General features: G+C 40.3%; 23 protein-coding genes and 1 tRNA gene. 12 read left to right on the top strand and 12 right to left on the bottom strand.

Going from position 1 to position 23763, the window contains the following annotated elements:
* Nucleotides 1–87 precede the first annotated feature (87 nt).
* Nucleotides 88–429 (top strand): winged helix-turn-helix transcriptional regulator, encoded by a 342-nt coding sequence (locus EKM61_RS02225; RefSeq protein ID WP_068225784.1) that lies wholly within the window; start codon nucleotides 88–90, stop codon nucleotides 427–429.
* 216 nt (nucleotides 430–645) lie between these two features.
* On the opposite strand, the gene EKM61_RS02230 is transcribed toward EKM61_RS02225, so the two are convergent.
* On the bottom strand, nucleotides 646–2556 hold the full coding sequence (locus EKM61_RS02230) for an ABC transporter ATP-binding protein/permease (RefSeq protein WP_068225785.1): 1911 nt from the start codon (nucleotides 2554–2556) through the stop codon (nucleotides 646–648).
* A gap of 290 nt (nucleotides 2557–2846) precedes the next feature.
* On the opposite strand from EKM61_RS02230, the gene EKM61_RS02235 reads away from it, so the two are divergent.
* Nucleotides 2847–3500, top strand: coding sequence for an HAD hydrolase-like protein (locus EKM61_RS02235; protein WP_068225786.1), 654 nt, complete (start codon nucleotides 2847–2849; stop codon nucleotides 3498–3500).
* 92 nt (nucleotides 3501–3592) lie between these two features.
* Here EKM61_RS02235 and EKM61_RS02240 read toward each other — a convergent pair whose 3' ends face one another.
* Entirely contained in the window at nucleotides 3593–4510 is a 918-nt protein-coding gene (locus EKM61_RS02240; protein ID WP_068225787.1) for an AEC family transporter, read from the bottom strand.
* A gap of 113 nt (nucleotides 4511–4623) precedes the next feature.
* Between EKM61_RS02240 and icd the strand changes: the two genes are divergently transcribed.
* On the top strand, nucleotides 4624–5898 hold the full coding sequence (gene icd / locus EKM61_RS02245) for an NADP-dependent isocitrate dehydrogenase (RefSeq protein ID WP_068225788.1): 1275 nt from the start codon (nucleotides 4624–4626) through the stop codon (nucleotides 5896–5898).
* 59 nt (nucleotides 5899–5957) lie between these two features.
* Nucleotides 5958–6734 (top strand): tyrosine-protein phosphatase, encoded by a 777-nt coding sequence (locus EKM61_RS02250; protein ID WP_068225789.1) that lies wholly within the window; start codon nucleotides 5958–5960, stop codon nucleotides 6732–6734.
* A 139-nt stretch (nucleotides 6735–6873) separates the two neighbouring features.
* Here the strand turns inward: EKM61_RS02250 and EKM61_RS02255 are convergent, their stop codons facing one another.
* From EKM61_RS02255 to EKM61_RS02265, 3 genes are all read right to left on the bottom strand, one after another.
* Nucleotides 6874–8238 (bottom strand): glutamate--cysteine ligase, encoded by a 1365-nt coding sequence (locus EKM61_RS02255; RefSeq protein ID WP_068225790.1) that lies wholly within the window; start codon nucleotides 8236–8238, stop codon nucleotides 6874–6876.
* 321 nt (nucleotides 8239–8559) lie between these two features.
* On the bottom strand, nucleotides 8560–8889 hold the full coding sequence (locus EKM61_RS02260) for a hypothetical protein (protein ID WP_068225791.1): 330 nt from the start codon (nucleotides 8887–8889) through the stop codon (nucleotides 8560–8562).
* A gap of 168 nt (nucleotides 8890–9057) precedes the next feature.
* A complete protein-coding gene (locus tag EKM61_RS02265) occupies nucleotides 9058–9747 on the bottom strand; it encodes a carbonic anhydrase family protein (protein WP_225359725.1) in 690 nt (229 codons plus the stop codon).
* Nucleotides 9748–9992: 245 nt separating this feature from the next.
* On the opposite strand from EKM61_RS02265, the gene EKM61_RS02270 reads away from it, so the two are divergent.
* Entirely contained in the window at nucleotides 9993–11303 is a 1311-nt protein-coding gene (locus tag EKM61_RS02270) for an NCS2 family permease (protein WP_068225792.1), read from the top strand.
* Nucleotides 11304–11522: 219 nt separating this feature from the next.
* On the opposite strand, the gene EKM61_RS02275 is transcribed toward EKM61_RS02270, so the two are convergent.
* Complete coding sequence (locus tag EKM61_RS02275) at nucleotides 11523–11879, bottom strand: DUF1827 family protein (RefSeq protein ID WP_068225793.1); 357 nt, start codon at nucleotides 11877–11879, stop codon at nucleotides 11523–11525.
* 371 nt (nucleotides 11880–12250) lie between these two features.
* Here EKM61_RS02275 and map point away from each other — a divergent pair, with 371 nt between their 5' ends.
* The 3 genes from map (at nucleotide 12251) to EKM61_RS02290 (ending at nucleotide 14838) form a co-directional block, all read left to right on the top strand.
* Nucleotides 12251–13042, top strand: a complete 792-nt coding sequence (gene map, locus EKM61_RS02280; protein ID WP_068225794.1) for a type I methionyl aminopeptidase — start codon at nucleotides 12251–12253, stop codon at nucleotides 13040–13042.
* A 241-nt stretch (nucleotides 13043–13283) separates the two neighbouring features.
* Nucleotides 13284–13538: a hypothetical protein gene (locus EKM61_RS02285; RefSeq protein WP_068225795.1), complete on the top strand. Its 255-nt coding sequence runs from the start codon at nucleotides 13284–13286 to the stop codon at nucleotides 13536–13538.
* An 85-nt stretch (nucleotides 13539–13623) separates the two neighbouring features.
* Nucleotides 13624–14838: a DUF2075 domain-containing protein gene (locus EKM61_RS02290; protein ID WP_068225796.1), complete on the top strand. Its 1215-nt coding sequence runs from the start codon at nucleotides 13624–13626 to the stop codon at nucleotides 14836–14838.
* Nucleotides 14839–15394: 556 nt separating this feature from the next.
* On the opposite strand, the gene EKM61_RS02295 is transcribed toward EKM61_RS02290, so the two are convergent.
* Complete coding sequence (locus EKM61_RS02295) at nucleotides 15395–15640, bottom strand: YdeI/OmpD-associated family protein (RefSeq protein WP_082918535.1); 246 nt, start codon at nucleotides 15638–15640, stop codon at nucleotides 15395–15397.
* 149 nt (nucleotides 15641–15789) lie between these two features.
* Here EKM61_RS02295 and EKM61_RS02300 point away from each other — a divergent pair, with 149 nt between their 5' ends.
* The gene (locus EKM61_RS02300) at nucleotides 15790–16257 is read left to right on the top strand and encodes a GNAT family N-acetyltransferase (RefSeq protein ID WP_068225798.1); all 468 of its coding nucleotides are present in this window, start codon (nucleotides 15790–15792) and stop codon (nucleotides 16255–16257) included.
* Between the two features lie 27 nt (nucleotides 16258–16284).
* On the opposite strand, the gene EKM61_RS02305 is transcribed toward EKM61_RS02300, so the two are convergent.
* From EKM61_RS02305 to EKM61_RS02315, 3 genes are all read right to left on the bottom strand, one after another.
* Nucleotides 16285–17505 carry an ABC transporter permease gene (locus EKM61_RS02305; RefSeq protein ID WP_068279115.1) on the bottom strand — a complete coding sequence of 407 codons (1221 nt, stop codon included), beginning with the start codon at nucleotides 17503–17505 and terminating at the stop codon, nucleotides 16285–16287.
* Entirely contained in the window at nucleotides 17498–18394 is an 897-nt protein-coding gene (locus EKM61_RS02310) for an ABC transporter ATP-binding protein (protein ID WP_068225800.1), read from the bottom strand. Before EKM61_RS02310 ends, EKM61_RS02305 begins: the two co-directional genes overlap by 8 nt.
* Before the next feature lie 213 nt (nucleotides 18395–18607).
* A tRNA-Arg gene (locus tag EKM61_RS02315) sits at nucleotides 18608–18679 on the bottom strand.
* A 118-nt stretch (nucleotides 18680–18797) separates the two neighbouring features.
* On the opposite strand from EKM61_RS02315, the gene EKM61_RS02320 reads away from it, so the two are divergent.
* Complete coding sequence (locus EKM61_RS02320; RefSeq protein WP_082918536.1) at nucleotides 18798–19403, top strand: DNA-3-methyladenine glycosylase I; 606 nt, start codon at nucleotides 18798–18800, stop codon at nucleotides 19401–19403.
* A gap of 119 nt (nucleotides 19404–19522) precedes the next feature.
* Here the strand turns inward: EKM61_RS02320 and EKM61_RS02325 are convergent, their stop codons facing one another.
* The gene (locus EKM61_RS02325) at nucleotides 19523–20866 is read right to left on the bottom strand and encodes an FAD-dependent oxidoreductase (RefSeq protein WP_082918537.1); all 1344 of its coding nucleotides are present in this window, start codon (nucleotides 20864–20866) and stop codon (nucleotides 19523–19525) included.
* A 209-nt stretch (nucleotides 20867–21075) separates the two neighbouring features.
* Here EKM61_RS02325 and EKM61_RS02330 point away from each other — a divergent pair, with 209 nt between their 5' ends.
* Nucleotides 21076–21270: a hypothetical protein gene (locus EKM61_RS02330; RefSeq protein WP_068225801.1), complete on the top strand. Its 195-nt coding sequence runs from the start codon at nucleotides 21076–21078 to the stop codon at nucleotides 21268–21270.
* 591 nt (nucleotides 21271–21861) lie between these two features.
* Nucleotides 21862–22809, top strand: a complete 948-nt coding sequence (locus EKM61_RS02335) for an SPFH domain-containing protein (protein WP_068225802.1) — start codon at nucleotides 21862–21864, stop codon at nucleotides 22807–22809.
* 97 nt (nucleotides 22810–22906) lie between these two features.
* On the opposite strand, the gene EKM61_RS02340 is transcribed toward EKM61_RS02335, so the two are convergent.
* Complete coding sequence (locus EKM61_RS02340; protein WP_225359724.1) at nucleotides 22907–23617, bottom strand: class I SAM-dependent methyltransferase; 711 nt, start codon at nucleotides 23615–23617, stop codon at nucleotides 22907–22909.
* Between the last annotated feature and the right edge of the window lie 146 nt (nucleotides 23618–23763).

Genomic DNA, 23763 nt, shown 5'->3' on the forward strand with positions numbered 1-23763 from the left:
TTGTACTAACAAAAAATAAGGAATACAATAAGGGTAATTTTTGATACTACTCTAATTGTACCCGTAAAAGGAGTTTTAAAGCTAACTATGAAACAACAAATTTACGATTGCGCTCCTGGGTGTCCAGTTGCTTCAACCTTACAGTTTATTGCCGGTAAATGGAAAGGGGTTATTCTTTATCATCTAATTTATCAAGACGCAACTCATTTTGGTGAGTTATTAAGGGCTATTCCCAGTATTGGGCGGCGAATGTTGGCGTTACAACTAAAAGAATTACAGAAAGATAGGCTAATCAATCGAATAGTTATTCAAGAAACACCTAGCAAAAATATTTACTATCGTTTGACTCCTTTAGGTGCAACGCTACAACCAGTGATTGAAGCAATGGCCACTTGGGGAAATCATTATAATCACAGCGGCGCAAAATAAATAGGCAGGGGTGGGCCAAAAGGCGATTCTAGATTTACTGCGTAGCATAAGCCAATCCAACAACCGTACCATGATTATTGGATTAGCTGTAGTTAGGTACGTGAACCCGGACTGTTGGCACACGTACTATAGCAGCATTTAGAAACAGTAAGAGGCCAGGACTTTTATCCTAGCCTCTTACTGTTTCTAGTTTCAAATGATTATATTGGTACTAATTTAATCGTGGGATAAGGCCTCAACTGGGTCTAATTTTGCTGCGTTGCCGGCCGGTGCGATTGCCGCTAAGATACTGATCACAACACTAACAATGATCCCAAAAGCAATGTAACCAGGTGTTAACTGAATAATATTATAGTGGATGAAGCTTTCCGTTGCGTGGTTGATACCAAGTTGTGCCAACCACACCACGATCACCCCAATAATACTTGAAAACAACCCAATCAAAAACGACTCCGCGAAGAAAAGGGTCCGGATATCGGTCTTGCGAACACCTAATGCCCGCAAAATGCCAATTTCCTTGGTCCGCTCAGAAACACTGATGTAAAGGACCACAATGATCATAATCGCAGATACCAACAGCGAGATACCAGCAATTCCGGCTAACACGTAGAAGGCCAGCTTAACGTACGTATTAACTGAATCTAAAATGGCCCCAGCACCGGTAATCTGATATTTATCCGCTTTAATTTTATCCTGAACCGGCTTAACGTTAGTCAATCCCTTAACGTTAACCGTTAAGAAATTAGGCTTTAGCGTTAAATTCTTTTCTTTAAACATAGCTTGCAATGTATTGTAACTAATTGTCGCACCACTTTGGCCAGTTGTAATTCCGCTAACAGTTACTTGGCGGGATAAAACAATTGGCTTCTTTTGTGCATCGTAGGTATTAACAAAGAAAGTAATCTTCTTACCCACCATTTTTTTATAGTCGGCCTTATCGTACTTTTTGGCCAGATCTTTAGTAATTGTTACTTCATTTAATCCAGTTGGTTGGTGGCCAATTGACAAACTCTTATCCAAGATCGTTTTATTATAAGTTTGGAAAAGCGAAATTGAATCAGTTTTACCAGCATACTGAACTTGAGCACCCTGGGCAAAGAAACCACGTTCAACTGAAGAAACATTGGCCATCTTTGTCATTTTTGCGTAATCAGTTTGCGTCATCTTAACCGAATTAGGGTCCGTTGACTTAGTCTTTTGCGTTACCTGGATACTTTGGGGATTAATTTGCCCGGAGATTTCGTGGTTCATGTAGCCTTGAACACCACGTCCCAACGATAGCATTAACAGCACACTCAGAATTCCGATGGCACCACCAAACACAATCAAAACATTACGTTTTAAATTATAGCGCATATGCTTCATCGCCATATTGAAGTTAGCCCGAAAGCTCAAATGGTGCGTGGCCGTGCTTGCTTTAGTCCCCTTTACAGGAAACGCGTCCTTTAAATGTTGATCCTGGTCGATTAATCCATCAACCATGTGAACAATTCGCGTTCCGTAATTGGCAACTTCTTGCGAGTGCGTCACACAAATAACGAGCTTGCCGTCCGTGGCAATTCCATTTAGCAAATCCATGATTTCGTGTGAATTGCCTGAATCAAGTGCCCCCGTTGGCTCATCAGCAATAATGATATCCGGATCACTGGCTAAAGCACGGGCAATCGCCACTCGCTGTTTTTGACCCCCTGATAATTGATTAGGGTATTTTTTGATGTGCTCACCTAAACCGACTCGTTTTAACAGATCAGTCGCCGTTTGCACTTGCTCTTTGTGCGTTAACTTGGTCATTTCCAGGCTGACCATCACGTTATCTAAAATTGATAAATGACTGATCAAATTAAAGTTTTGGAAAACAAAACCGATTGTTTGGCGGCGGTAATTATCCAACTCTTTCTCCGACATGGTTCTAGTTGACTTTCCATTAACCAAAACATCCCCGGTGTATTGGTGGTCTAAACCACCAATAATATTCATTAGGGTGGTCTTCCCACCCCCAGATTCACCAAGAATTGAAACAAATTCTCCGCGTTCAAAACTTAAATTGATTCCCTTTAAAACTGGAAACTTAGTTTTATCCGCTAATTGATAGGCCTTGTGGACATCCTTTAATTCTAAAAAGCTCACAATACGGCCTCCTTTTTCATTTTTTATGTAATTCGCTTATTTACAAAGCTTTTTCATTCTATGCGTTGGTCGGCGCTAGAACATCAGTCGTTGGTCGGATTAAATTGCCCAACTGATGGCCCAACTTTACGACCTCTAACCCACGCGCTAGAATTAGTTTGAAGCGTGGCGGAAAAAGTACCCAATTCCATGCGGCAATAACCAATGATTAGCACCGACTACGTTATAATGTTTGAATACAGGCATTTTTTAACGCACTCTTGCTTACAAAAAAAGGAGTTTAACCGAATATGGCAAAAATAATTACCTTTACCGACCAGGATGTACTCATTAATACGGACCCCTTTTACGCAGCAATTGGTGATCTCGCTGTTTTAAGTGGTAAAAGTTCCAAGGAATTAGAAAAAGTCTATCTTCAAAATGAATATCAATTATTAATGCGGACAACGTTTATCCCCTATTCAGAAATAGTTCGCCAGGCCTTGAAAGCCTGCGAAACCGTATTTGAGGTTAACAACTTAACGACACACGTCACTGATTTAATGAAAGTTTACCATAATTTACCAAGTTTCCGCGAGGTTTCTAAGACCTTAACGCAACTTAAAGAAAATGGTTACCAGTTAGGACTTTTATCCAATTTACCGCGCCCAATTCTAGAGCATAATTTGGCAAACTTTAAGGTTTCCTTTGATCAATTCTGGTTAGCTGAAAATCTGCACTGTTACCAACCTCAGGCAGCGTTCTTCGATCAGGTAACGAGGCAACTGCAACAATTAGGTGTTGGTGCAGCCGATCATATTCATATAACGGGTAACTATTTACCAACTCTACCAGAAAATTGGCAAACGATTTGGCTTAATCGTAATTCACAGGAAATGCCTAAAAATCGCTCATCAATCCAAGTAATCAATCATCTAGATGAATTGCTAAAAAAATTGGCTTAAATATAAAAATACGACAAAATCAACGCTATAAATCTGATTTCAAAAGAAGTGGAATTTTTATAGCGTTAAGCTTAGGTCGTATTTTTTTATTTTTAAACTGCAATCATGAAAAATCCCATCGTCACAAAGGAAACAACCGTGCTTAAAAACTGTGTTGAGGCCATTTCTGATGCAGCAACTTGGTATTGAATGGCCAAAACGGTTGGCATGGTTGCCATTGGGATTGCCAGCGTCACTACCACTAGTCGTCGAGCCTGAACGGGAACCTGTAATAAGATTAGAACGCCCCAGACAATCAGTGGAAATAAAATATTTTTCAAAAAAACATTGCCGATCACAGGTAGGGTCAAGTGAATTTTTCTAGTTTGTAAAACGATTCCGGCCGCAAAGATAGCAACCCCGCCCGCGGCCTTACCTAACAGCGTGAAGTTGTTTGCTAGACTAGCTGGCATTGTTGAACCAGCCAGAACCAAAATAAAGCCAAGCAACGAGGCCCACACTAATGGCTTCTTAAATGTACGAAGAAGGCCTTGCTCATGTGACTCTGCAAGTTGATCACTTTCTAATAAGTAAATCGTCACCGGTAGCGCCAAGAGATTAATAATTAAACTACAAATACCAATATCGATGGCACTCAAATTACTGCCAAATAGTAACGGTAAGACCGCCGAACCAACAAAGGGAACTGAGGGATCGGCCACTGCCATTGCTCGTAATGCAGCCAGCGAACGTGATTGATGACCAATAAAATAATAGCCCAAGAACAAAATGAGATAACAAATTACCATTGCCAACAACAACCAGAGCACAACGGATCTATCTTTGATAATAAGTTGGCGTGGTGTCCCCCAAATTCCTGAAAAAACACTTAGCGGTAACGCGTAGGACATAATCAACGTAACAAAAATACTACTAGCTTGCTCATCAAAAGTGCCACGCCACGCAGCAAAATAACCTAAACCTAACGTAAAAATAATGGGTATTAGTGCCAAAATAAGTGTTTGAAACATTTAACCACCCCTTAATAATTAAACTTGTTTCTTATGTAAAAAGATGTTACATTAAAATATGATTAAAAACAAGCTAATTTTAAAATCATTTTCTCATTTTAGGGGGATTTATTATGGCAACTTGGCTAACCTTTAACGCCACAACAAAAGAATTAGTAGTTCCGAAAGATCCAATTATTCCTTTCATTCAAGGAGACGGTATTGGTCCCGAAATCTGGCACGCAGCACAACCAGTGTTTGATACGGCCGTCAGAAAAAATTACGGCACAACAAAAAAGATCGTTTGGCAAGAAGTCCTTGCGGGTGGCAAGGCCTACCAAAAAACGGGTAATTACCTACCAAAAGAAACACTGGCCACAATGAAAAAAGGGTTGGTCAGCATTAAAGGCCCACTGACAACCCCAATCGGTAAAGGCTTTCGTTCACTTAACGTTCAAATTCGTCACACCTTAGATTTATTTGCCTGTGTCCGACCAATTCATTATTTTTCAGGAACACCATCACCGGTTAAGACCCCTGAAAAAGTGGCGATGACAGTTTTTCGGGAAAACACCGAAGACATCTACGCCGGTATTGAATTCAAGGCGGACTCCACTGCAGCACAAGAGCTAAAGGCCTTTCTCGCTGCACATGATGAGTTGGCGAAAGTTCGCTTTCCAACAACCTCGGCATTTGGCATCAAACCAGTATCACAGGAAGGAACGGCACGTTTAGTTATTGCGGCGGTCAACTACGCCTTAGCACACAAGCTGCCCACCGTGACGCTAGTTCATAAGGGCAACATTATGAAATACACGGAAGGTGGCTTTAAAAATTGGGGTTACGCCGCTATCGAGTCCGCCTTTCCAGAACAAGTTTTTACCCAAAAACAGTACGATAAGTTGGCTAAAATTTCGGGAAAAGAAGCAGCAAATGAAGCTCTTAAAACAGCAAAAAAGACAGGCAAGGTGATTATCAACGACAAATTACCCGATAACTTTTTACAACAAATTTTATTACACCCGGAAGATTATAGTGTCATTGCAACGTTAAATTTAAATGGTGATTATTTATCGGACGCACTGGCCGCTCAAGTTGGTGGAATCGGTATTGCCCCGGGCGGTAACATTAACTACGATACTGGCACCGCCGTTTTTGAGGCAACTCACGGAACGGCCCCTGAGTTTGCCGGGCAAAATAAGTTAAACCCTAGTTCCTTGCTATTATCCGGGGCAATGCTCTTTGACTACCTTGGTTGGACGGATGTTGCGACTACAATTCGGCAAGCAATCGCAACCGCAATTCAAACTAAACACGTTACTAGCGATTTTGCCCAGAACCTCACCACTGCAACAACTTTAGGCACGCAAGAATTTGGTGCGTATTTAGTTCACTTAATCAACTGCTAGTTACATGCCCTTTGCTCTAAAAGCGGCTATAATGAATTAAAAGCAAAGGAAGTGTAGCTATGCAGCAACAGCGTGTTTTACAGTTAGACGGTGGCGTTAATTTTCGCGAGCTTGGTGGTTATGAAACAATCAACCGGCGCCAGGTCAAATGGCAGAAGATTTTACGATCAGGTAGTTTAAGGGACCTTACAGCTAAGGATCTTGCTTTCCTCAAACAGTACGGTCTACACTATGATATTGATTTACGTTCGGCTGGCGAAATTGACATGTTTCCTGATCGTTTACCGGACACAACCAACTATGAAGCAGCACCAGTTTACCCTTTTACCGATCAAAACAGCTTGCAAGGATTAAATGTTGAGTTAGCAGATTCGTCCTTTGGCTTTTTTTCCCAAACTTATCAGCAAATGATCGTTGACCCCCACGCTCAGCTGGCCTGGCGTAAATTATTTGCGGCGATGCTGGCCACACCAACCGATAAAAAGAGCGTGGTCTTCCACTGTGCAGCCGGTAAAGATCGTACTGGTGCCGGTGCCATGCTTGTTTTGGCCGCTTTACAAGTTAAGCCGGAAATCATTAAGCGCGATTATTTGCTGACCAACATGATTTTTAGTACTGACAATGTCAATAGCATCGACCAAATTGTCGCCAAAAACGCCAGTGAAGATATGACCAACCGAATGAACCAAGTATTAACCGTAGAAGACGCTAACTTTGATGCAGTTTTTGCTACGATTAAGGCCCTTTCGGGAGACACTGAACACTACTTGCAAAATGAATTGAAATTCTCTAGGCAGGACATTAAAGATTTGCGGCGCCTTTATTTAACTGACTAGCATTTTTAGGGAGTGTACTTACCCTAAAATTGACAGCATCTAAATAGACAGTAACCACTTTACACATGGTTACTGTCTATTTAGCTTTAAACTAGGGAGTATTTGGAAGAACGATCAGATTCCGCGCATTTACCTAACCTTAATTTCGCGGTTCCCAATTACCTTTAAACAAATCACGACGTAGTTCACTTTCGTCCAAAGTTGGTTTTTGCTTAAAGCCGTTAAATGGCTCAATATTGCGTAACGCTCGTTTTTGATAACGCTGAGCCATTTTTAATGCATACTCCGTCAAAGAGCCGTTATGCATTTGCCCAACTAAGTTAGCCGCCGGCGTATGCTCCGGGTTATCTAAACGATCCCGCATTACATCCATAACTTCCTGGTATTCAGGACCCCACTGAACTTGATCACCAAACAATTGTAATTGATCTAAAAATTCTTGGGCCTGCGCTTGATAAACTGTTGGTTCGTTTGGTATTTCCAAAGCAACCGTTTCAAGCATTTCGGCCGATTTTTTCATAACTTTATTTACTTGACCAGTAGCAATTCCTGGTGACATCATGAAGTAACTCATTAAAATACGAATAAAGCGCACCGTTTCCGTTCGGATACCCACAGAAGTGGTTGGATCCAAATCTAACATTCGCAATTCTAAGTAATCAACGCCCTTTTTAGGCACATCGGCCAATTTGCCAGTCCCTTTTAGCCTAACGCTACCATGATATTCGCTTTCAGATAGTAAGCGATCCGAAGCGACAGCGTCCGTAATTACCTGAACGTACTTAGCAACTGATGTATAATCACCAACAAACTCATAATAAAAGCCGTAATGACTGCTACGTAAACTGCGAACGGGATGTTCCGGCTGAGCCTTATCCGCACTAAAATAATTAGCCTCAGCAATTGGACTAGCCCCAAATAAGTAAATGAGTAACCACCGATAACGCATAAATTGTTGTGCTACCTTTACGTATATTGCGTTAACAACTTCCGTTCGATTTTTAAATCGATCCGCAACTTCTGGATAAACGATATCAAAAATGCGTTGATCAATGCTTAGATTGATGTGCACCCCACTCGGTAGTCCATTGGTAAAGCCGTAACGTTTGGCCACTGCTTCTAAATATTTTTTCTTTTTAGGTTCAGTGGCCGCTATTGAAATATTTGTCTTATCCTTCGGCAAAACTGGTGGCATTGACAACGGCCACAGTAGTTCAGTCGGTTGTAAAGCATTACGTAGTGTATTATTTAACGCCAACAGGTAATTCATTGCCGAGACCGAATGCGCAATCGGAGGCGTAATAACTTCTGACTGTGTTTGGACGAAATCATTTTTGATAAATTGATTTTCCGCCTGATCACCGAGATTATTTGGGTAAGGTTCCTTACTCAATCGGCCATTTTCATCAATTCGGTGCATTTCGACTTCAATTCCCATTGTAAAATCACTTGATCGCGAAACGAGCTCCTGATCAAAAATTGCTTTTCCAACGCTGTCGAACATCTGATCACCTCCAGAAAGGTTCTGCCCATTTTTATCTAAATCCTATTTTAACAAGGATTAATACTAAAATCCTAATCATTTGCTGTCCAAAAATAGCGCCAAATAAAGTCGATTTTTCTAATACTTTACTTGCCACTACGTTTATTTATAGGAGTGGGACAAAAGTCGGTTTTGGGTTCACTGCGTAACGTAAGCTAATTCAGACTTTTGGCCCACGTTCTAGACTAATGCTCGGAAACAGTACGCGGCTAGGAGTCTTGTCCCGTTCCCTCCACCGACCAGCAACATTTTTTTCGGGCCAAAGTAAAATTTAAACACGCTTTAATAGGCGTATTCATCGTAAACCAATTCAACGAGGCTTTTTCGTGGTGCAAAATTAATTGTAACGACAGGCTGACCTAAAATTTTGTCGTACTCAGTTAATACTTCTTCAGGTAATGGCGTTACTTCACGTAAAGTTGTGATCAATTCGGTACTAGAATGAATTTGCTCTAAATCAACAAACATCCGCGTCTTAGTGACAACGTCCGTCAATAAATCCGTTAGAACACTATTAGGCTTACCATCTCTTTGTGTCATCACAACTTGATGTGTGTCCAACTGATCGTGATTGATCCGAATTATTTTTAGTACATCAAACACAGTTAGCATGCTGATTTCCTCCTTAATTCTCCTAGCGCAGCTTAAGTGGCCAAATAATGCTTTGTATTATAAGCGTTCTCCGGCCAGTTCACAACTTGAATCCATTTTGAAGCATTCCCAATCAAACACTTTAAAAGGTGCGCCAAAACCGGTTTTTATCCCACTTCCAAATAAAATTTAGTCGTTACTACCTAAATCATATTGCATTACTTGGCGATCATTCAACGGCTGTAAAGTTCGGTTATTCGTTTTTGGAAAAAATTGTTGGTAGCGTTCTAACTGTTCTTGTGAAATCGTAAAAGGCTTTTCCGCTACGTACCATTCCACACCCTCGATTAATGGTGGTGTCGTCAATGAACCAACGTAATGATAAATCAGGCCTGTTGTTGGTAAGAGCGAGGTTACCAAAATAGTTTCTGCAAACGTTGTTAATTTGCCAGTTTCGTATTGCGCAAGGATTTGTTCAAATTGCGGATTAGGGCGGCCAATAACAGCACTGACAGCAACAACGGCTGTTTTACCAATAGCATCGGTGTGGACAAAGTGCCATTCCATGGCCCGTAACTCACCGTTAATTGTGTGTTCAGCTGGCGCGTGAAAATGCAGTTGAACTAAATGAAATAAACGTTGGTCTAGCCGCGCGTGTCCCTGCCCGTGTAGTAATAAATTATTGCCATTATCACAGACATCTTGAACATAGTAAGGTCCCTGCCATTCTAAAAAATCGGCGGCCTCCAAAATATTTTGGGGTACCGTTTCTAGAGCAATTGGTGATTGTTGTTTTCCCGCACCATAAGCCCACTGCGATTGCGCTTGATAATCTAATTTGTTCATTTGCTCACTCTTCTTCACCTTAATTTTCACCATTTAATCCTTCATTGCTCTTAGTATAAGAGAATTCCCAATTATTGCCAACTTACAACCCTAATTTTATTGTTATGGTCGTTTAATGAAAATTGAACGTTTAACAAAACATTTTCGCTAATTGTTCTTGAATACTTGAAATATATCATTTTAATAGTATTATAGAACTTGTTCATCCGATTAAACACGAACAATATTTATTAATACGCCTTTATTCTTAACTAATCAAGTGAAAAGGGAGATTAAGCATGCAATACATTTCGAATTATTTCAAGTTAGATGAATTGGGAACAAACGTCCGCCGGGAAGTACTTGCAGGTTTCACAACATTCATTTCAATGGCCTACATATTATTTGTTAATCCTAGTGTCCTAGGCGCCTCAGGAATGGATAAGGGTGCGGTATTCACCGCTACTGCCCTAGCCAGTTCACTTGGTTGTTTATTAATGGGAATTTTGGCCAAGTACCCAATCGCAATCGCTCCTGGTCTTGGAGTCAATGCCTTCTTCACTTATTCAGTCGTTATTGGAATGAAAATCCCCTGGCAAACTGCACTAGCCGGAGTTTTTGTTGCTTCAATCATTTTTATGATTATCACAGTCTTTAAACTGCGTGAAGCGATTATTAATGCTATTCCACACAATCTTAAATTAGCAATTGCGGCTGGTATTGGTCTCTTCATTGCCTTCATTGGTTTACACGATGGTGGCCTAATTGTCGCCAACAAATCAACAGTTGTTGGTTTAGGCTCGCTAAACGTTAGCACCACTTGGCTGACCATTTTCGGCCTAATCGTTACCGCAATTCTGATGACGCGAAAAGTTCCTGGTGCCATTTTTATCGGGATGGTTTTAACGTCAGTGCTCGGCTTAATAACTGGCTTAATTCATTTACCCAGTGCAATTATCTCCAGCGCACCAAGCATGCACCCAACTTTCATGGTTGCTTTAACCCACGTTGGGGAAATCAATTCATTGCAACTGGTCGTCGTGGTGCTCACCTTCCTGCTAGTAACCTTCTTTGATACTGCAGGTACACTAGTCGGATTAGCCGAACAGGCTGGTTTTATGAAGGACAATAAAATGCCCCGAGTTGGTCGTGCCTTGTTGGCCGATTCATCCTCAATGTTAGTTGGTTCCCTGCTTGGAACTTCACCAACTTCAGCTTACGTAGAATCTTCGGCCGGCATTGCAGTTGGTGGTCGTTCTGGTCTCACCGCCGTAGTTACTGGCTTACTCTTCATTGTTGGTCTTTTCTTCTCGCCACTCTTATCCGTTGTTACTAGTCAAGTAACGGCGCCAGCATTAATTATCGTTGGTGTATTAATGGCCCAATCATTGAAACAAATCGATTGGCAACAATTAGAAATTGCTATTCCAGCATTTCTAATTGTGTTGGGCATGCCCCTCACTTACAGTATTTCTGATGGTATTGCTTTAGGCTTCATCATGTACCCCATCACCATGATCGCCGCCGGTCGCCGCAAAGAAGTCCACCCTTTAATGTACGGCCTGTTCTTTGTCTTTCTGATCTTCTTATGGATTTTAAACGTTAACTAAAAGAATAAACGACAAAAAGGAGGCTAGGACAAAAGTCCTAGCCTCCTATTTTTCCGAACATTACGCTAAAGCGTGCGCCAAAAGTCTAGGTTCACGTGCCTAAAATTTAATAATCATAGTGCGGTTATTAGATTAGTTTACATTGCGCAGTATACTCAAAACGACCTTTGTTCCAGCCTGCTTTTTTCGGTTTTAAATATTTATAAACAAAACATATTTCTAGTCCTTTTCAAGCGGCTTAGCTTCGGCAATCACAATATCCTTCATTTTACGGATCTTATGGTGCCGCGCGGCCTCAATCTTTTCTTTACTCAGGCGCGTTACTTCGCCAAGTGTTTGTTCATTTAATAATTGATTCACTACAAAATCGATTTCGTCCGTCCGAATATTACGTGTTGTGTTTGTTAGAATAACGTCAATTCGACGGAAACTATCGACATAATAAACACTGGTATTGCCAAGCGTATACTTACGAAAATAACGGATTGCTGTGTTTCCATACAGGTACGAAATCGTATTCGGAATCATCTTACGCAAGCTAACGTTAACCTTGATTGGAACTTCAATTAATTTCACTGTCGATAACCTCTTTCTTTTTTATTTTATACTAATTATTTTAGCGAATAAGCAGTGTAAATTCGATCATTTTGCTTAAAGGCGTACTGAAAAAATGGTCTCTCACCCTAATCTGCCTGCCTATTTCAAGCAATTAACCACATCCATCATTGCCTACTTTTTAAAATGACTAAACTTATAGTACGCTTATTTTAGGCAAAATACTGCCTATATTTTACTTGTGAAAAAAATAAAATTAGACTAACAATTAATAAATTACGGATCAGGTTATTCGGTAGCGACGGGCGTGTTATTTCACCTAAAAAGGATTAAAATAGTGTTATTTGCTATTTACCGCTTAAAATTAAGCTTAATTATTTGGAGGAACTTTTTTGATTACATTAAAATCATCACGAGAAATTGAAGGTATGCGTAAATCTGGCGCTATTCTTGCCGGTGTTCACTTGGGTCTCCGTAACTTAATTAGGCCTGGCCTATCAACTTGGGAAATTGAAAAATTTGCGCGCCAGTATATTGAATCACACGGCGCCGTGGCTTCACAAATTGGCTTTGATGGTTACAAATACGCAACTTGTATTAGTGTTAACAGCGAAGTTGCCCATGGCATTCCCCGGCGCGGCCTGAACCTAAAAAATGGTGATATTGTCAAAGTTGATATGTGTGTTGAATACGATGGTTACCAAAGTGATTCCTGCTGGACCTACGCCGTTGGCAAAGTTTCGGCCGAAATTCAAAAATTAATGGGCGTGACTAAAAAGGCCCTTTACCTCGGGATTGATCAAGCAGTGATTGGTAATCGCATTGGCGACATTGGCCACGCCATTCAAACTTATGCCGAGGATGAAAATGGCTTTGGTGATATTCGAACCCTCATCGGTCATGGGATTCAGCCATCTATCCACGAAGAACCCGCAATTCCCCACTATGGCGAGGCAGGTCGTGGACTTCGTTTACGTGAAGGAATGACAATCACAATCGAGCCAATGATTGTGACTGGATCATGGCAGCTAGCAACCAAAGTCGTTCCTCACGACACTTGGCGCTACTACGTTACAGCGGACGGTTCCCCGGCGGCGCAGTATGAACACACCTTGGCGATTACTAAAGACGGCCCTAAAATTTTAACTTCACAGGATTCCAAAGCCGACGTTAAATACTTGTAACAATCCAGATAAGGCTGGGACGAACCAAATGTGTTTTTTAAACAGAATCCTTTGGTTTTACCTTAAAAAATTTAAATCGACTAGGCGCGCCGCAAAAAAGATAAGCAGTGCTAAATCTTTTTTGCAGTAATCCCTTTCCTAACTTGCTTTCATTATTTTTCATTAAAAATGGCCCTTGACAATCGGGAACGTATGTTTGTATGATGGAACTACTAATTTGAATAAAGGAAGCCTGATTGCAATGATGAAATCTGAAACGACACCTAACGCGATCTACATTACTGCCACTACTTACATTAATTTAATTCCCGGCGCTACCTACGACTTAGAAGTGCTCGAGAAACAACCTACGGAGCAGCCAAGCCGTTTTATTGGTAAGATGAACTATAAATACCACCATGATAATTTTGCTTCATTTATTTTTAGAATATTTCCGCGCATCACAATGCTTGAGATACATAATTTGCAAAAAGAAATTAATCGTTTTATCCCTTAATACCACTAATCGCCTTTGTTAGGCGATTTTTTAAATTTATTAACTGCCATTAAATAACTGACAGTTATGGAAAGGTCGCGTTATTTTGAAACCAGCAACTCGCAATAATCAGGCAACAACTAAATTAAGTCCATTAAAACCATTATCACCAAAACAACAACAATTGAAACAGCAGGCACTGACCTTTTGCCAGCAACACTTACACGATGATAAAACCGCCCTATTTGTAATTACTGGTGATGCTGGCACTGGTAAAAGTGTTGTCCTTAGTTCTCTGTTCAATGATCTACAAAAGGCCAGTCACCAACCAACAGATTACTTGTACCGCACTAACAACTACCTACTAGTAAATCACCCTGAAATGTTAAAAATCTATAAGCAAATTGCGGCAGATTTCCCTTATTTGCGAAAAAAAGATTTTGCTAAACCAACTCCCTTTATCAATCAAATGGCAAAGTCACAGGAAAGGGCCGACATCACTTTAGTAGATGAAGCCCATTTATTATTAACTAAGCCTGATCGCTACAATCAATTTCGGCAAAATAATCAATTAACGGAAATCATTAAGCATAGCCACGTTGTTATTTTGGTCTTCGATCCTGATCAAGTTTTAAAAATGAAAAGTTACTGGAATCAGCAGATGTTGCAGCAAATTTTAAGAACACACACTCACCAGATTTACCACCTTGATCAGCAATTTCGTGTGGCCGCCAATACCAGTGTTTTACGCTGGATTGATGGTTTTGCAAAACAGCAAAAATTGCTGGCACTTCCGCAAGATCCTAATTATGATTTTCGTATTTTTTCCGATGCCAATCAACTCTACCAAACATTAAAGCAACGTGATCATCAAACTCATCTGGCCCGCTTAGTTGCGACTGCCGACTTTCCTTATAAATTAGATGGAAAAACTTACTACGTGGCCACAAAGCACTTTAAAGTGCCGTGGGATAAAAATATGGACCCAATCATTCCTTGGGCCGAACGTCCCGAAACAATTAATGAAGTCGGTTCGATTTACACCATTCAGGGTTTTGATTTAAACTACGTCGGTGTTATTTTAGGTCCCTCTGTTTCCTTTGATCCAGCCAAGAACCAACTTTTAATTCGGCCAGAGTACTACCAGGATCACGAGGCCTTTAAACGGCGGGCGGATTTTACTGATCAAAAACAGATTCAGCAAACACAACAAAAAATTATTTTAAACTCAATTAACGTTTTAATGAAACGTGGTGTTCACGGACTCTACCTTTACGCCTGTGATCCATTACTCCACCAGGCCTTAGCCGAATTAACCTAATATTATGACTTTCCGAGCTGATCCTAGTACAACGTAGCAACTATATTTAAAAATATTAGCTAGTTTTCAGAACGCCAAAACTTAACGGGAACAAGCCAGAACAGGTGAGATTCTATTCCGGGGCGCAGTGGAACATTTAAGCGTTATTTGTGTCTCTGGCAGTTACTGTCAACCAGTTATTGCGTTGCAAGTAGGTGATGGCCGCCTTTGTCATTGTTGATGGCTAATTAAAGGCACCGCTAAGTTGCGCAGCATTAAACCTACTCAATTGGATTAACTAAACGATTAAATTAATCAATAATCAAAGCTCAACCACTGCCAAGGTGGAATGGAACCTAACTACATTTATTCACGTGTAATTAAGTAGCCAAGCAGCACAAGCATTATTTTTAATAGCAATATAATTTAAATATGAGCGCTACACTCCACTAAAGCACATTTAAAAAGATACCAACATTCAACGGTTAGATCACTAAAAAGCTTCCGGTAAGTCAGAAATATCGCTGACTTACCGGAAGCTTTTTAGGTTACCTGAATGCGTAAATTAGTTGGTACTTTATTTTGCGCGCTGACCGTAGCCCCGCTTAGATTTATACCCTGCGGCCAAGATTTTACGCATATCCGCAATGTGTCGTTTCTTTGTCGCTTCAGCCTTTGCACCGTAAATGTAACGGGCCCATTCACGTTGGTAGCCTGGCGTCAGATCATCAAAAAAAGTTTTCAAACTTTCCTCATCCGCTAACAACTCCGCAACACGGGGAATATCAACTTCATAATCGCTTAACGCTTTTTTATCAGCCAAATAAGTCACTCCCCTCATACAGATTAGTTTTAGAATAACAAATTTAATTTGCTTTGAATATCTATATTTAATTTAACTTGCTATAACTTGCACCCTCTGCCGTAGAACTGTAGCATAAAATTAAACACATTTTAAAAAGAGGGAAAATCATGGCGTTAGCTTTTAATTTAATTACTGATAATAAAGAACGGTATTTACCTTACTTGATTCTAGCCGTCGAGGACGAAACAACTATAACAACCTATCTAAATCAAGGTGATCTATTTGCTTTACAATTAGATGATTTAACAATCGGCGTGGCGCTTTTTGTTCCCCAAAACGACCACACAATCGAGCTAAAGAACTTAGCTATCATTGCCAATAAACGGGGCCAGGGTTTCGGGCAATATACTTTGCGCCACTTTTTCAGCTACTACCAACAACATGGTTACCAAACATTATTAGTTGGTACCGCTAATTCGAGCCTTAAAAATATTGCTTTTTATCAAAAAATGGGGATGCGCCTATACGCAATTAAAGCCGACTACTTTTCAACGCACCAACAGCCTAGCATTGAAAATGGTATCCCAACCTTGGATCTATTAATGTTTAAAAAAAGTCTTGCTGCGGCCGACTAACTCTATTAAATGGCCACAACTGCTTTTTTAGCGAATTTGAATTCCTCGTTTAAAACTCTTCCAGAAACCGACGTTATCCGTTTGAAGCATTAAACCTGAGTAAATACCGCCAACGTAATAAGTTAGTCCCGCAATGCTAAGTACCAAAATGATTAAGGAGCCTAGCACCTCCAGGCCACTAACTGAGCCATCGATAACGCGTAATGGCATAAAGAAGGAAGATAAAAAGGGCACGTAGGATAGAATTTTAACCACTAGCAACTCTGCCTGTTTATTTAGAGTTAGCGCCCCAAAGAAACCCAGCATGACTAAATAGAGCGCTGGTTGTGCGGCCTTAGTTGCATCTTCTGGTCGCGTTACCAGTGCACCAGATAAGGCCGCCAAAATAGTGAAAATAACAACCCCTAACAACACATAGAGTAAATTGACCGAAAAGAAATTCTTTAAAACTTGATCAATTAAATCACGGTATTGTTGAAAAAGCGTTTTGGTGATTGCTAAATGGGGTGCTAACCCGTAAAGCGCAAATCCACCAACTAAATAGATGGCAATCTGAGTAACGATGACACCAAAAACACCTAACATCTTTCCGTAAAAATACTTGCGGGCAGTAGTACTAGAAAAAATGATTTCCATAATCTTTGTACCCTTCTCGGAAGCAATTTCCTGTGCCGTTGTAGACGTGTACGTCACTAAAATAAAGTACATTAGGAAAAGCAACACCCAAAATGAAACCAACTTTGCTAGATCAGTAGTGGATTCACCTTTTTCAACTTTTTCTTGAATTTGCGGTAACTGATTTAGCTGGTGCAATTGGCGGCTAGTTAAATTAGCCGCTTGTTGATTCAAATGTTGTTGTTTCTGGATTACAAATTGCTGCAATGCCTGCTTAGCGGAACTTTCTAACTGTTTTGTACCATGATATGTCACTTGGATTTGATTGTTTTCTGTTTTCAAAACCAAATAACCCTGAATTTTATTTTGTTGTAGTGCTTGCTTGGCCGTTGGTAAAGTAGCGTGTTTACCGGTTGTCTGAAGTGTATTGCTTTGAATAAATTCCTGGCGTAAGTTTGAATCATTGGCAACCACTGCAATCGTATTCCTAGCTTGGCTAGTACTGGCCGATAAATAACCAACCCCAAACGATAATAATATAAAAAGAAACGGTGACAAAACTAGAATCAAGAAGCTCCACGACTTAACCTGTCGTGCGTATGTTTCACCAGCAACAATTCCTGTTTTAGTCATCAGTGGCACCTGCTTTCATTCTAAAAATTTCGTCTAAAGTTGGCGGTTGTTGATCAAACGTTTGAATATAGTGCCCCTGCGTTAACGCCGTAAAAATTTCCGGGCCAGCACTTTCAGTATCCAGCGTCAACCGATAAGTTCCCGCCCGAGTCAGTGCTACCTGAATAACGTGGGGTAACGCCGCTAACCTTTCTGTTGACCAATCCGTCTTAACGAATAAGCGATTACGACCAAACTGCTCCCGAACAGCCTGTAAATCACCGGTTAGTACCACCTTGCCCTGTTTCAACATCAAAACTTGATCGCAAAGATCTTCCACGTTGCTCATATCGTGATCGGAAAAAATAATTGTCGCACCTGCTTGCTTGGCCTCTAGAATTGCCTGCTTCAACAAATCAGCGTTGACTGGATCTAGTCCGCTAAAAGGTTCATCCAGAATAATTAACTTAGGTTGGTGGAGCAACGTACAAATCAACTGAATTTTCTGTTGATTTCCTTTAGATAAACTTTTGATCTTATCCTTTTTATCACCTTTAACCGCAAAACGTTCTAGCCACTTTGGTATTTGGCGGTCGATATCTGCCGTCTGGTACCCTTTTAATCGAGCCAAGTAACGTATCTGTTGCTGAACCGTTAGTTTGGGCATCAAACTACGCTCTTCCGGTAAATAACCGATGATATTGTAGTCTTTTTCAGTTAGTGCCTGACCATTCCAGCTTATTGTGCCAGTAAATTGAATGAAATTAAGAATACTGTGAAAAGTGGTTGATTTACCAGCACCATTTTGGCCAATCAACCCCAATATTTGACCATCCTGAGCTTTAAAACTGACCTGTTTTAAAACTTGGGCACTACCAAATGATTTGCTTAAATTTGTCACCTCTAACACAAAAGTCACCTCCAAGTTGTCCTTACCTGCCAAATTTTACGCTCTCATTTTAGAGAAAGCTAACCTTTTATCCGCAAAAGCTGCTTGCTAAACACGTTTAGGTTAAATTAATCAGAAAAGAACCCACACCAATATTGTTTAAACATCCATCCTGCCTTAGACAACAAAAAAGGATGAGGAACTAACCCTCATCCTTAAGCCATGCTCAAATTATGCGTCAGCGGGGAATCGAACCCCGATCGTAAGGACCGAAATCTCACGTGCTATCCATTACACTACCGACGCGTATAGTATTATCATACTGATATTCGATTTCAAATTCAAGTTTTAGTTTAAAACTTACGTATCATTTCGACCTAACACCAGCTATTTCTAAGCAAACATCGACAAGGAGGGTATTAAAATGGCTTACGAACAAATTAATCTATTTGGTGAACCTGAACGGCCAAAAAAACCCCAACAGCCCAGTCCTGAACGGCTGCGTTATAATCAAGGACCTGCTGTGGAGGCCTACCAAAGACAATGGGGGACAGCAACCCACGATGATGTACTGCTCTTTCAATTACTTGCAGTTGGTATGTTTCAATCAGGGTTAACCTGGTGGGAGGCTGCCGGGAAACGTGATGTTTTTCGCCGAAATTTTTGTAAAATGGTACCTACTGAAGTCGCCAAAATGACAAGCACTGATATTGAAAAAGCTTTAGTCGCTCCCGGGATGATACCCGATCGACGGAAAGCATACGCTTTGGTTACTAACGCCCAAGCCTTCCACCAAGTCCAATCCGAATTTGGCAGCTTCGCCACGTATCTTTGGGGATTTGTTAACAACCAACCAATTGTTAACACTTATCAGCAAGATGATGATATTCCAACAACCTCACCAATTGCCGAGAAAGTCGCCCGTGATCTCAAACAGTGGGGGTTTAAATACGTTGGTCCAATTGTCACAACTATGTTTTTACGTGCAAGCGGCCTGATTATCGATCAAGTTCTACCATTTAATCGCTAGGTTTTAGCTAGCAACTATTTGAAAAAAAGTTTAGCTTCTACTTTGCAGCAGTTCAATGCCATTAAATAAGCGCACAATTGCCCAGAATAAATCCGGCAATTGTGCGCTATTTAGTGTTACTAACGTGCTTCTTCTTGTTGCATTGCTGCCTGGCCTAGTAAATTTAAATAATTAAATGGTCGATCATCATACGGTGAAAATAGCATGTCAACAAATGCTAAATCTTCAATGGTATTTTTATTTTGAATACAAACTGATAATAGATTGGCCGATTGAGCTATGTCGTATTTGCTAACTAATTGACCACCTAATATTCGGTGATCATTTTGATCGTAAACTAAACGCATTTCCACCGGTGTAGTCGATTCCATAAATTCCGGTCGATAATTATCCGTTAGATCAACCGCCGCTGCCGTAAAGCCGTGCTTTTGCGCCCGTTCTAAGGTTAGGCCAGTTGATGCAACAGTTTTCCCGTACAAATGTAAGGCTGAGGTAGCCTGGGTACCTAAATACTTTAGTGTTGGCTTAAAAATATTTCTTCCAACTAAGGCACCTTGCCGAACTGCATTAGTTGCCAGTGGTGTGTACGCATCAGTTTGGGTTGGGTTAAAGTGAACGGCAACCGAATCACCTGCCGCAAAGATATCTGGATCAGATGTTTGCATATAATCATTAACATGAATTGCACCATCTTTTGTCAGCTCAACTTGGCCCTCTAATAAATCGGTCTGCGGGCGAAAACCAACACAAACTACCGCTAAATCCGCTTCACGTTCTGCCTTATTCGTTTTAATGTAAATATGTTGATCATCACTATCAAAAGTGTGTGCAACCTCATTTAAATAGAGTTGAACACCATGCTGTTTCATGTCTGCTTCAACTTCTTTAGCAAACGGTACATCAACGTAATGACTTAAAGGTCGGTGCAGCCCATTAATCAGCATAACATCGTGACCAGTCCGACTATAGGCCTCAACAAGCTCAACACCAACGTATCCTCCGCCGATAATTGCAATTCGTTTAGCCGACTTAGCCGTCTGGTAAATTTGCTTGGCATCCTCGTAATCTTTACACATTAAAATTCCGGGCAAACTAACACCTTCGATTGGCGGCACAACTGGTACCGAACCAGTTGCCATTACTAATTTATCATAAGTATCCTGGTATTTAATCCCTGTTTGTAGCTCTTCAACTCGAAGTGTTTTATGCTTAGTGTCAATAGCATAAACATCACAGTTAGTCCGTACTTTAGCGCCTAACTGCTCTAAATCCTCTGGCGTTGCGTAAAACATTTCTTCCAATGATTTAACTTTGCCACTAAGATAAAGCGAAATGCCACAAGATAAGAATGAAATATCTTGGTGGCGCTCGTAAACGGTTACTTCTGTATTTGGAGAACTAGCCAATATTTGTTTAGCGGCGGCCGTACCAGCATGGGTACAGCCAACAATAACAACTTTCATGTAAATTTTCTCCCGTCCTTTGACTGGCACTATTGATTCTAATTTGATTCTACTTCATAAAAACAAGACGTCAACTATAACCAACTGGTTTCCCTTCTTAACAAGGGAGCTACTAAGTAAACTAAACCTTACAACAATAAATTTACTTTCTATTGTCATCCAGAAGTCGGACGCATAGAATGAGTAAAATAATAGGAGGAGGCAATTACATGTTAGATGATCGGTTATTAGGGCAAACTTTTCAATTAACAACAAGTGATTTACAAGGCGTTATCGAATTTTACGGGATTTGGTACCATTATCTCGTGGAAGATACCGCCACTGCTGGTGATACCGTCACAATTGTTCGCGTTACTCCTTTATTATTGTACGTTCGTAAACAGGAGACCAACTTAGAGTACTAGCTTGTCACTCAAAAGCTACCGTTATTAATAATTATCGGCTCAATTTTTAGCCAGTACCTAATCTAAATTCCAATTTACATTTACCATCTATAATCGTTAATTATAAAACAATAATTAGACGTTTTTTAGCCTATTTGTTAATTACTACACTATCTTAACTAATCAACTTAAGGTACACTATGTGGGAACCTTGTTAGTAGAATATGTCTTAAAAGGTGTTCAAATTTGACTGCGTAATTTTAATCAATTATTTGGTGAAAAAAGCATAAATTAGCTGTCGACTAGTCAGGCTAGCAAATCGGACAGCAGTACTTTTAGGAAATATTTAGGTCAATTTTTAGGTGTAGAACTTTTGTAAAAAATGATTTCAGAACACGAGCGTGATAAAAAAATTGATTTTTGGTTTACGTGCGTAACGAAGGCTAATTTCAATAACCAGCACTATAGTCATTAGCTTAGCAGGCACATGGACCCCGCGACCTTAGCGCATGGTCTAAAGTAGTAAGCGGCTAGGGGTTTTTGTTCTAGTCTCTATTCTGAAAGATTTTTAGATAAATAGGTTTCATTGTATTAAAAAGGAGGAAATTGATTATGTTTGGTTGGATCATTGGGGTTATCGTTTTAGTTGTACTTATTTTATTTGGGATACTTTTCTTTTCTACTTTTGCTATTATTCATACCGGTGAGGTTGGCATCGTTGAACGACTTGGTGTTTACGTGCGTACATTAGAACCAGGCTTCCACGTTGTCTTACCAATAATTTACCGAATTACACAGATTGTCAATATGAAACAAATCCCCTTAAAAGTGGAAGAACAAGAAGTTATTACTAAGGATAACGTTGTTGTTAAGATTTCTGAAACCCTGAAATACCACATTACTGACGTCAATGCTTATGTTTATAAAAATAAGAATTCCGTTTTGAGTATGGTTCAGGATACTCGGGCTAACCTTCGTGGCATCATCGGCAACATGGATTTAAATGATGTTTTAAATGGAACCGAGAAGATTAATACCACTTTATTCCAACAAATTGCGTCAACTACAGCCGGTTACGGCCTAAACGTTGATCGGGTCAACATTGATTCGATTAAGGTTGACGGCGATATTCAAGAATCAATGAATAAATTACTCCGTGCTTCTCGTGAAAAACAGGCCAATATCACCGAGGCTGAAGGTTACAAACAAGCGGCAATTGCTAAAGCTGAAGGTCAAAAACAAAGTACCATTCTTGAGGCCGAAGCCAATAAACAAACGCAAGTCCTTGAGGCTCAAGGTAAGGCCGAAAGTCAACGGTTGGTCGCTGAATCTGTCCGTGATCAAATCAACCAAATTAATTCGGCCTTAGCCAATAACGGTGAATTATTCCTTCAATATAAGAATGTCGAAGCCATGGAACAAGTTGCCGCCGGACAAAATAATACCATTGTTTTACCTAACAAATCACTTGATAGCCTAGGCACTATTCCAGCAATTGGTAAGGTGCTAACGGGTAGTAAAGTTGCTAAGTCTAACGATGAAGACGTTAAACTAAATTAATTAATTACGCTAATAAGATCCACAAAGAGGCTGGGACAAAAATCCTAGCCTCTTACTGTTTCCGATCATTACTCTAGAACGTGCGCCAAAATCTACATCACTTACTTGCCCGTACTTTAATGTGGCGATAATCGGCCTCCCAATGATCTTGTTTCCACAAACTGTCCTTCAAATTTTGAACCATATTGTGGATGATCAACGTCTGTTTCGCCTGACTTAATTTAAATAAATCAGTTGCAAAAAATTGTTCAATCCAATTTTTCAAACCAGCAGCGCCACCTGCAAGTACTGTTGGCCGATCATAAACAGTGATCTCCTCAACCTTAAATTGATGGCTACGCAATAAGGTTGCGTAATCAAGCCGCGTCGGGAAAAAGAACGGCGAATGGTATTCCCGGTCTAGTTGTGTAAGTTCATGCTGAAAAGCCTGCTGAATCCGAGCAATATTCCCGGCAGCACCAAATTCACAAATCAGCTGACCATTTGCTTTCAATAAAGTGAAAATATTTTGTAATAGTTTATCTTGATCCTTAATCCAGTGAAAAACTGCGTTAGAAAATACAACATCATATCTTTCTGTTTGCATTACTGGCAGCAAAACATTCTTTATTTGAAGGTCCAATTGCGGAAATTTAGCTCTGGCCTGTTTAATCATATTGGCCGATTGATCAATCCCAACAACCTGATGACCGGCCCGAGCAATCTCATTTGTTAGTGTGCCAGTCCCACAACCAATATCAATAATATGCTGCGGTGTTTTAGGTAATTCGGCCAGCAGATTTTGCCACAAAAGCGTGCTTTGTATCATATTTTTGTGCGTTCCATTCCATCTTAATTCCCTCTTTAAGTTTCAATTAAAAATAGTAAGCAGCTGGGACTTTTGTCTCAGTGAAGTGAACCCCCGGTATTGGACCAAAATCTAATACCGGGGGTTCACTTCACAGCCGCTTACTA

Origin of the sequence: Loigolactobacillus backii (genome assembly GCF_003946275.1) — a bacterium.
In the GTDB taxonomy this organism is placed as follows: domain Bacteria; phylum Bacillota; class Bacilli; order Lactobacillales; family Lactobacillaceae; genus Loigolactobacillus; species Loigolactobacillus backii.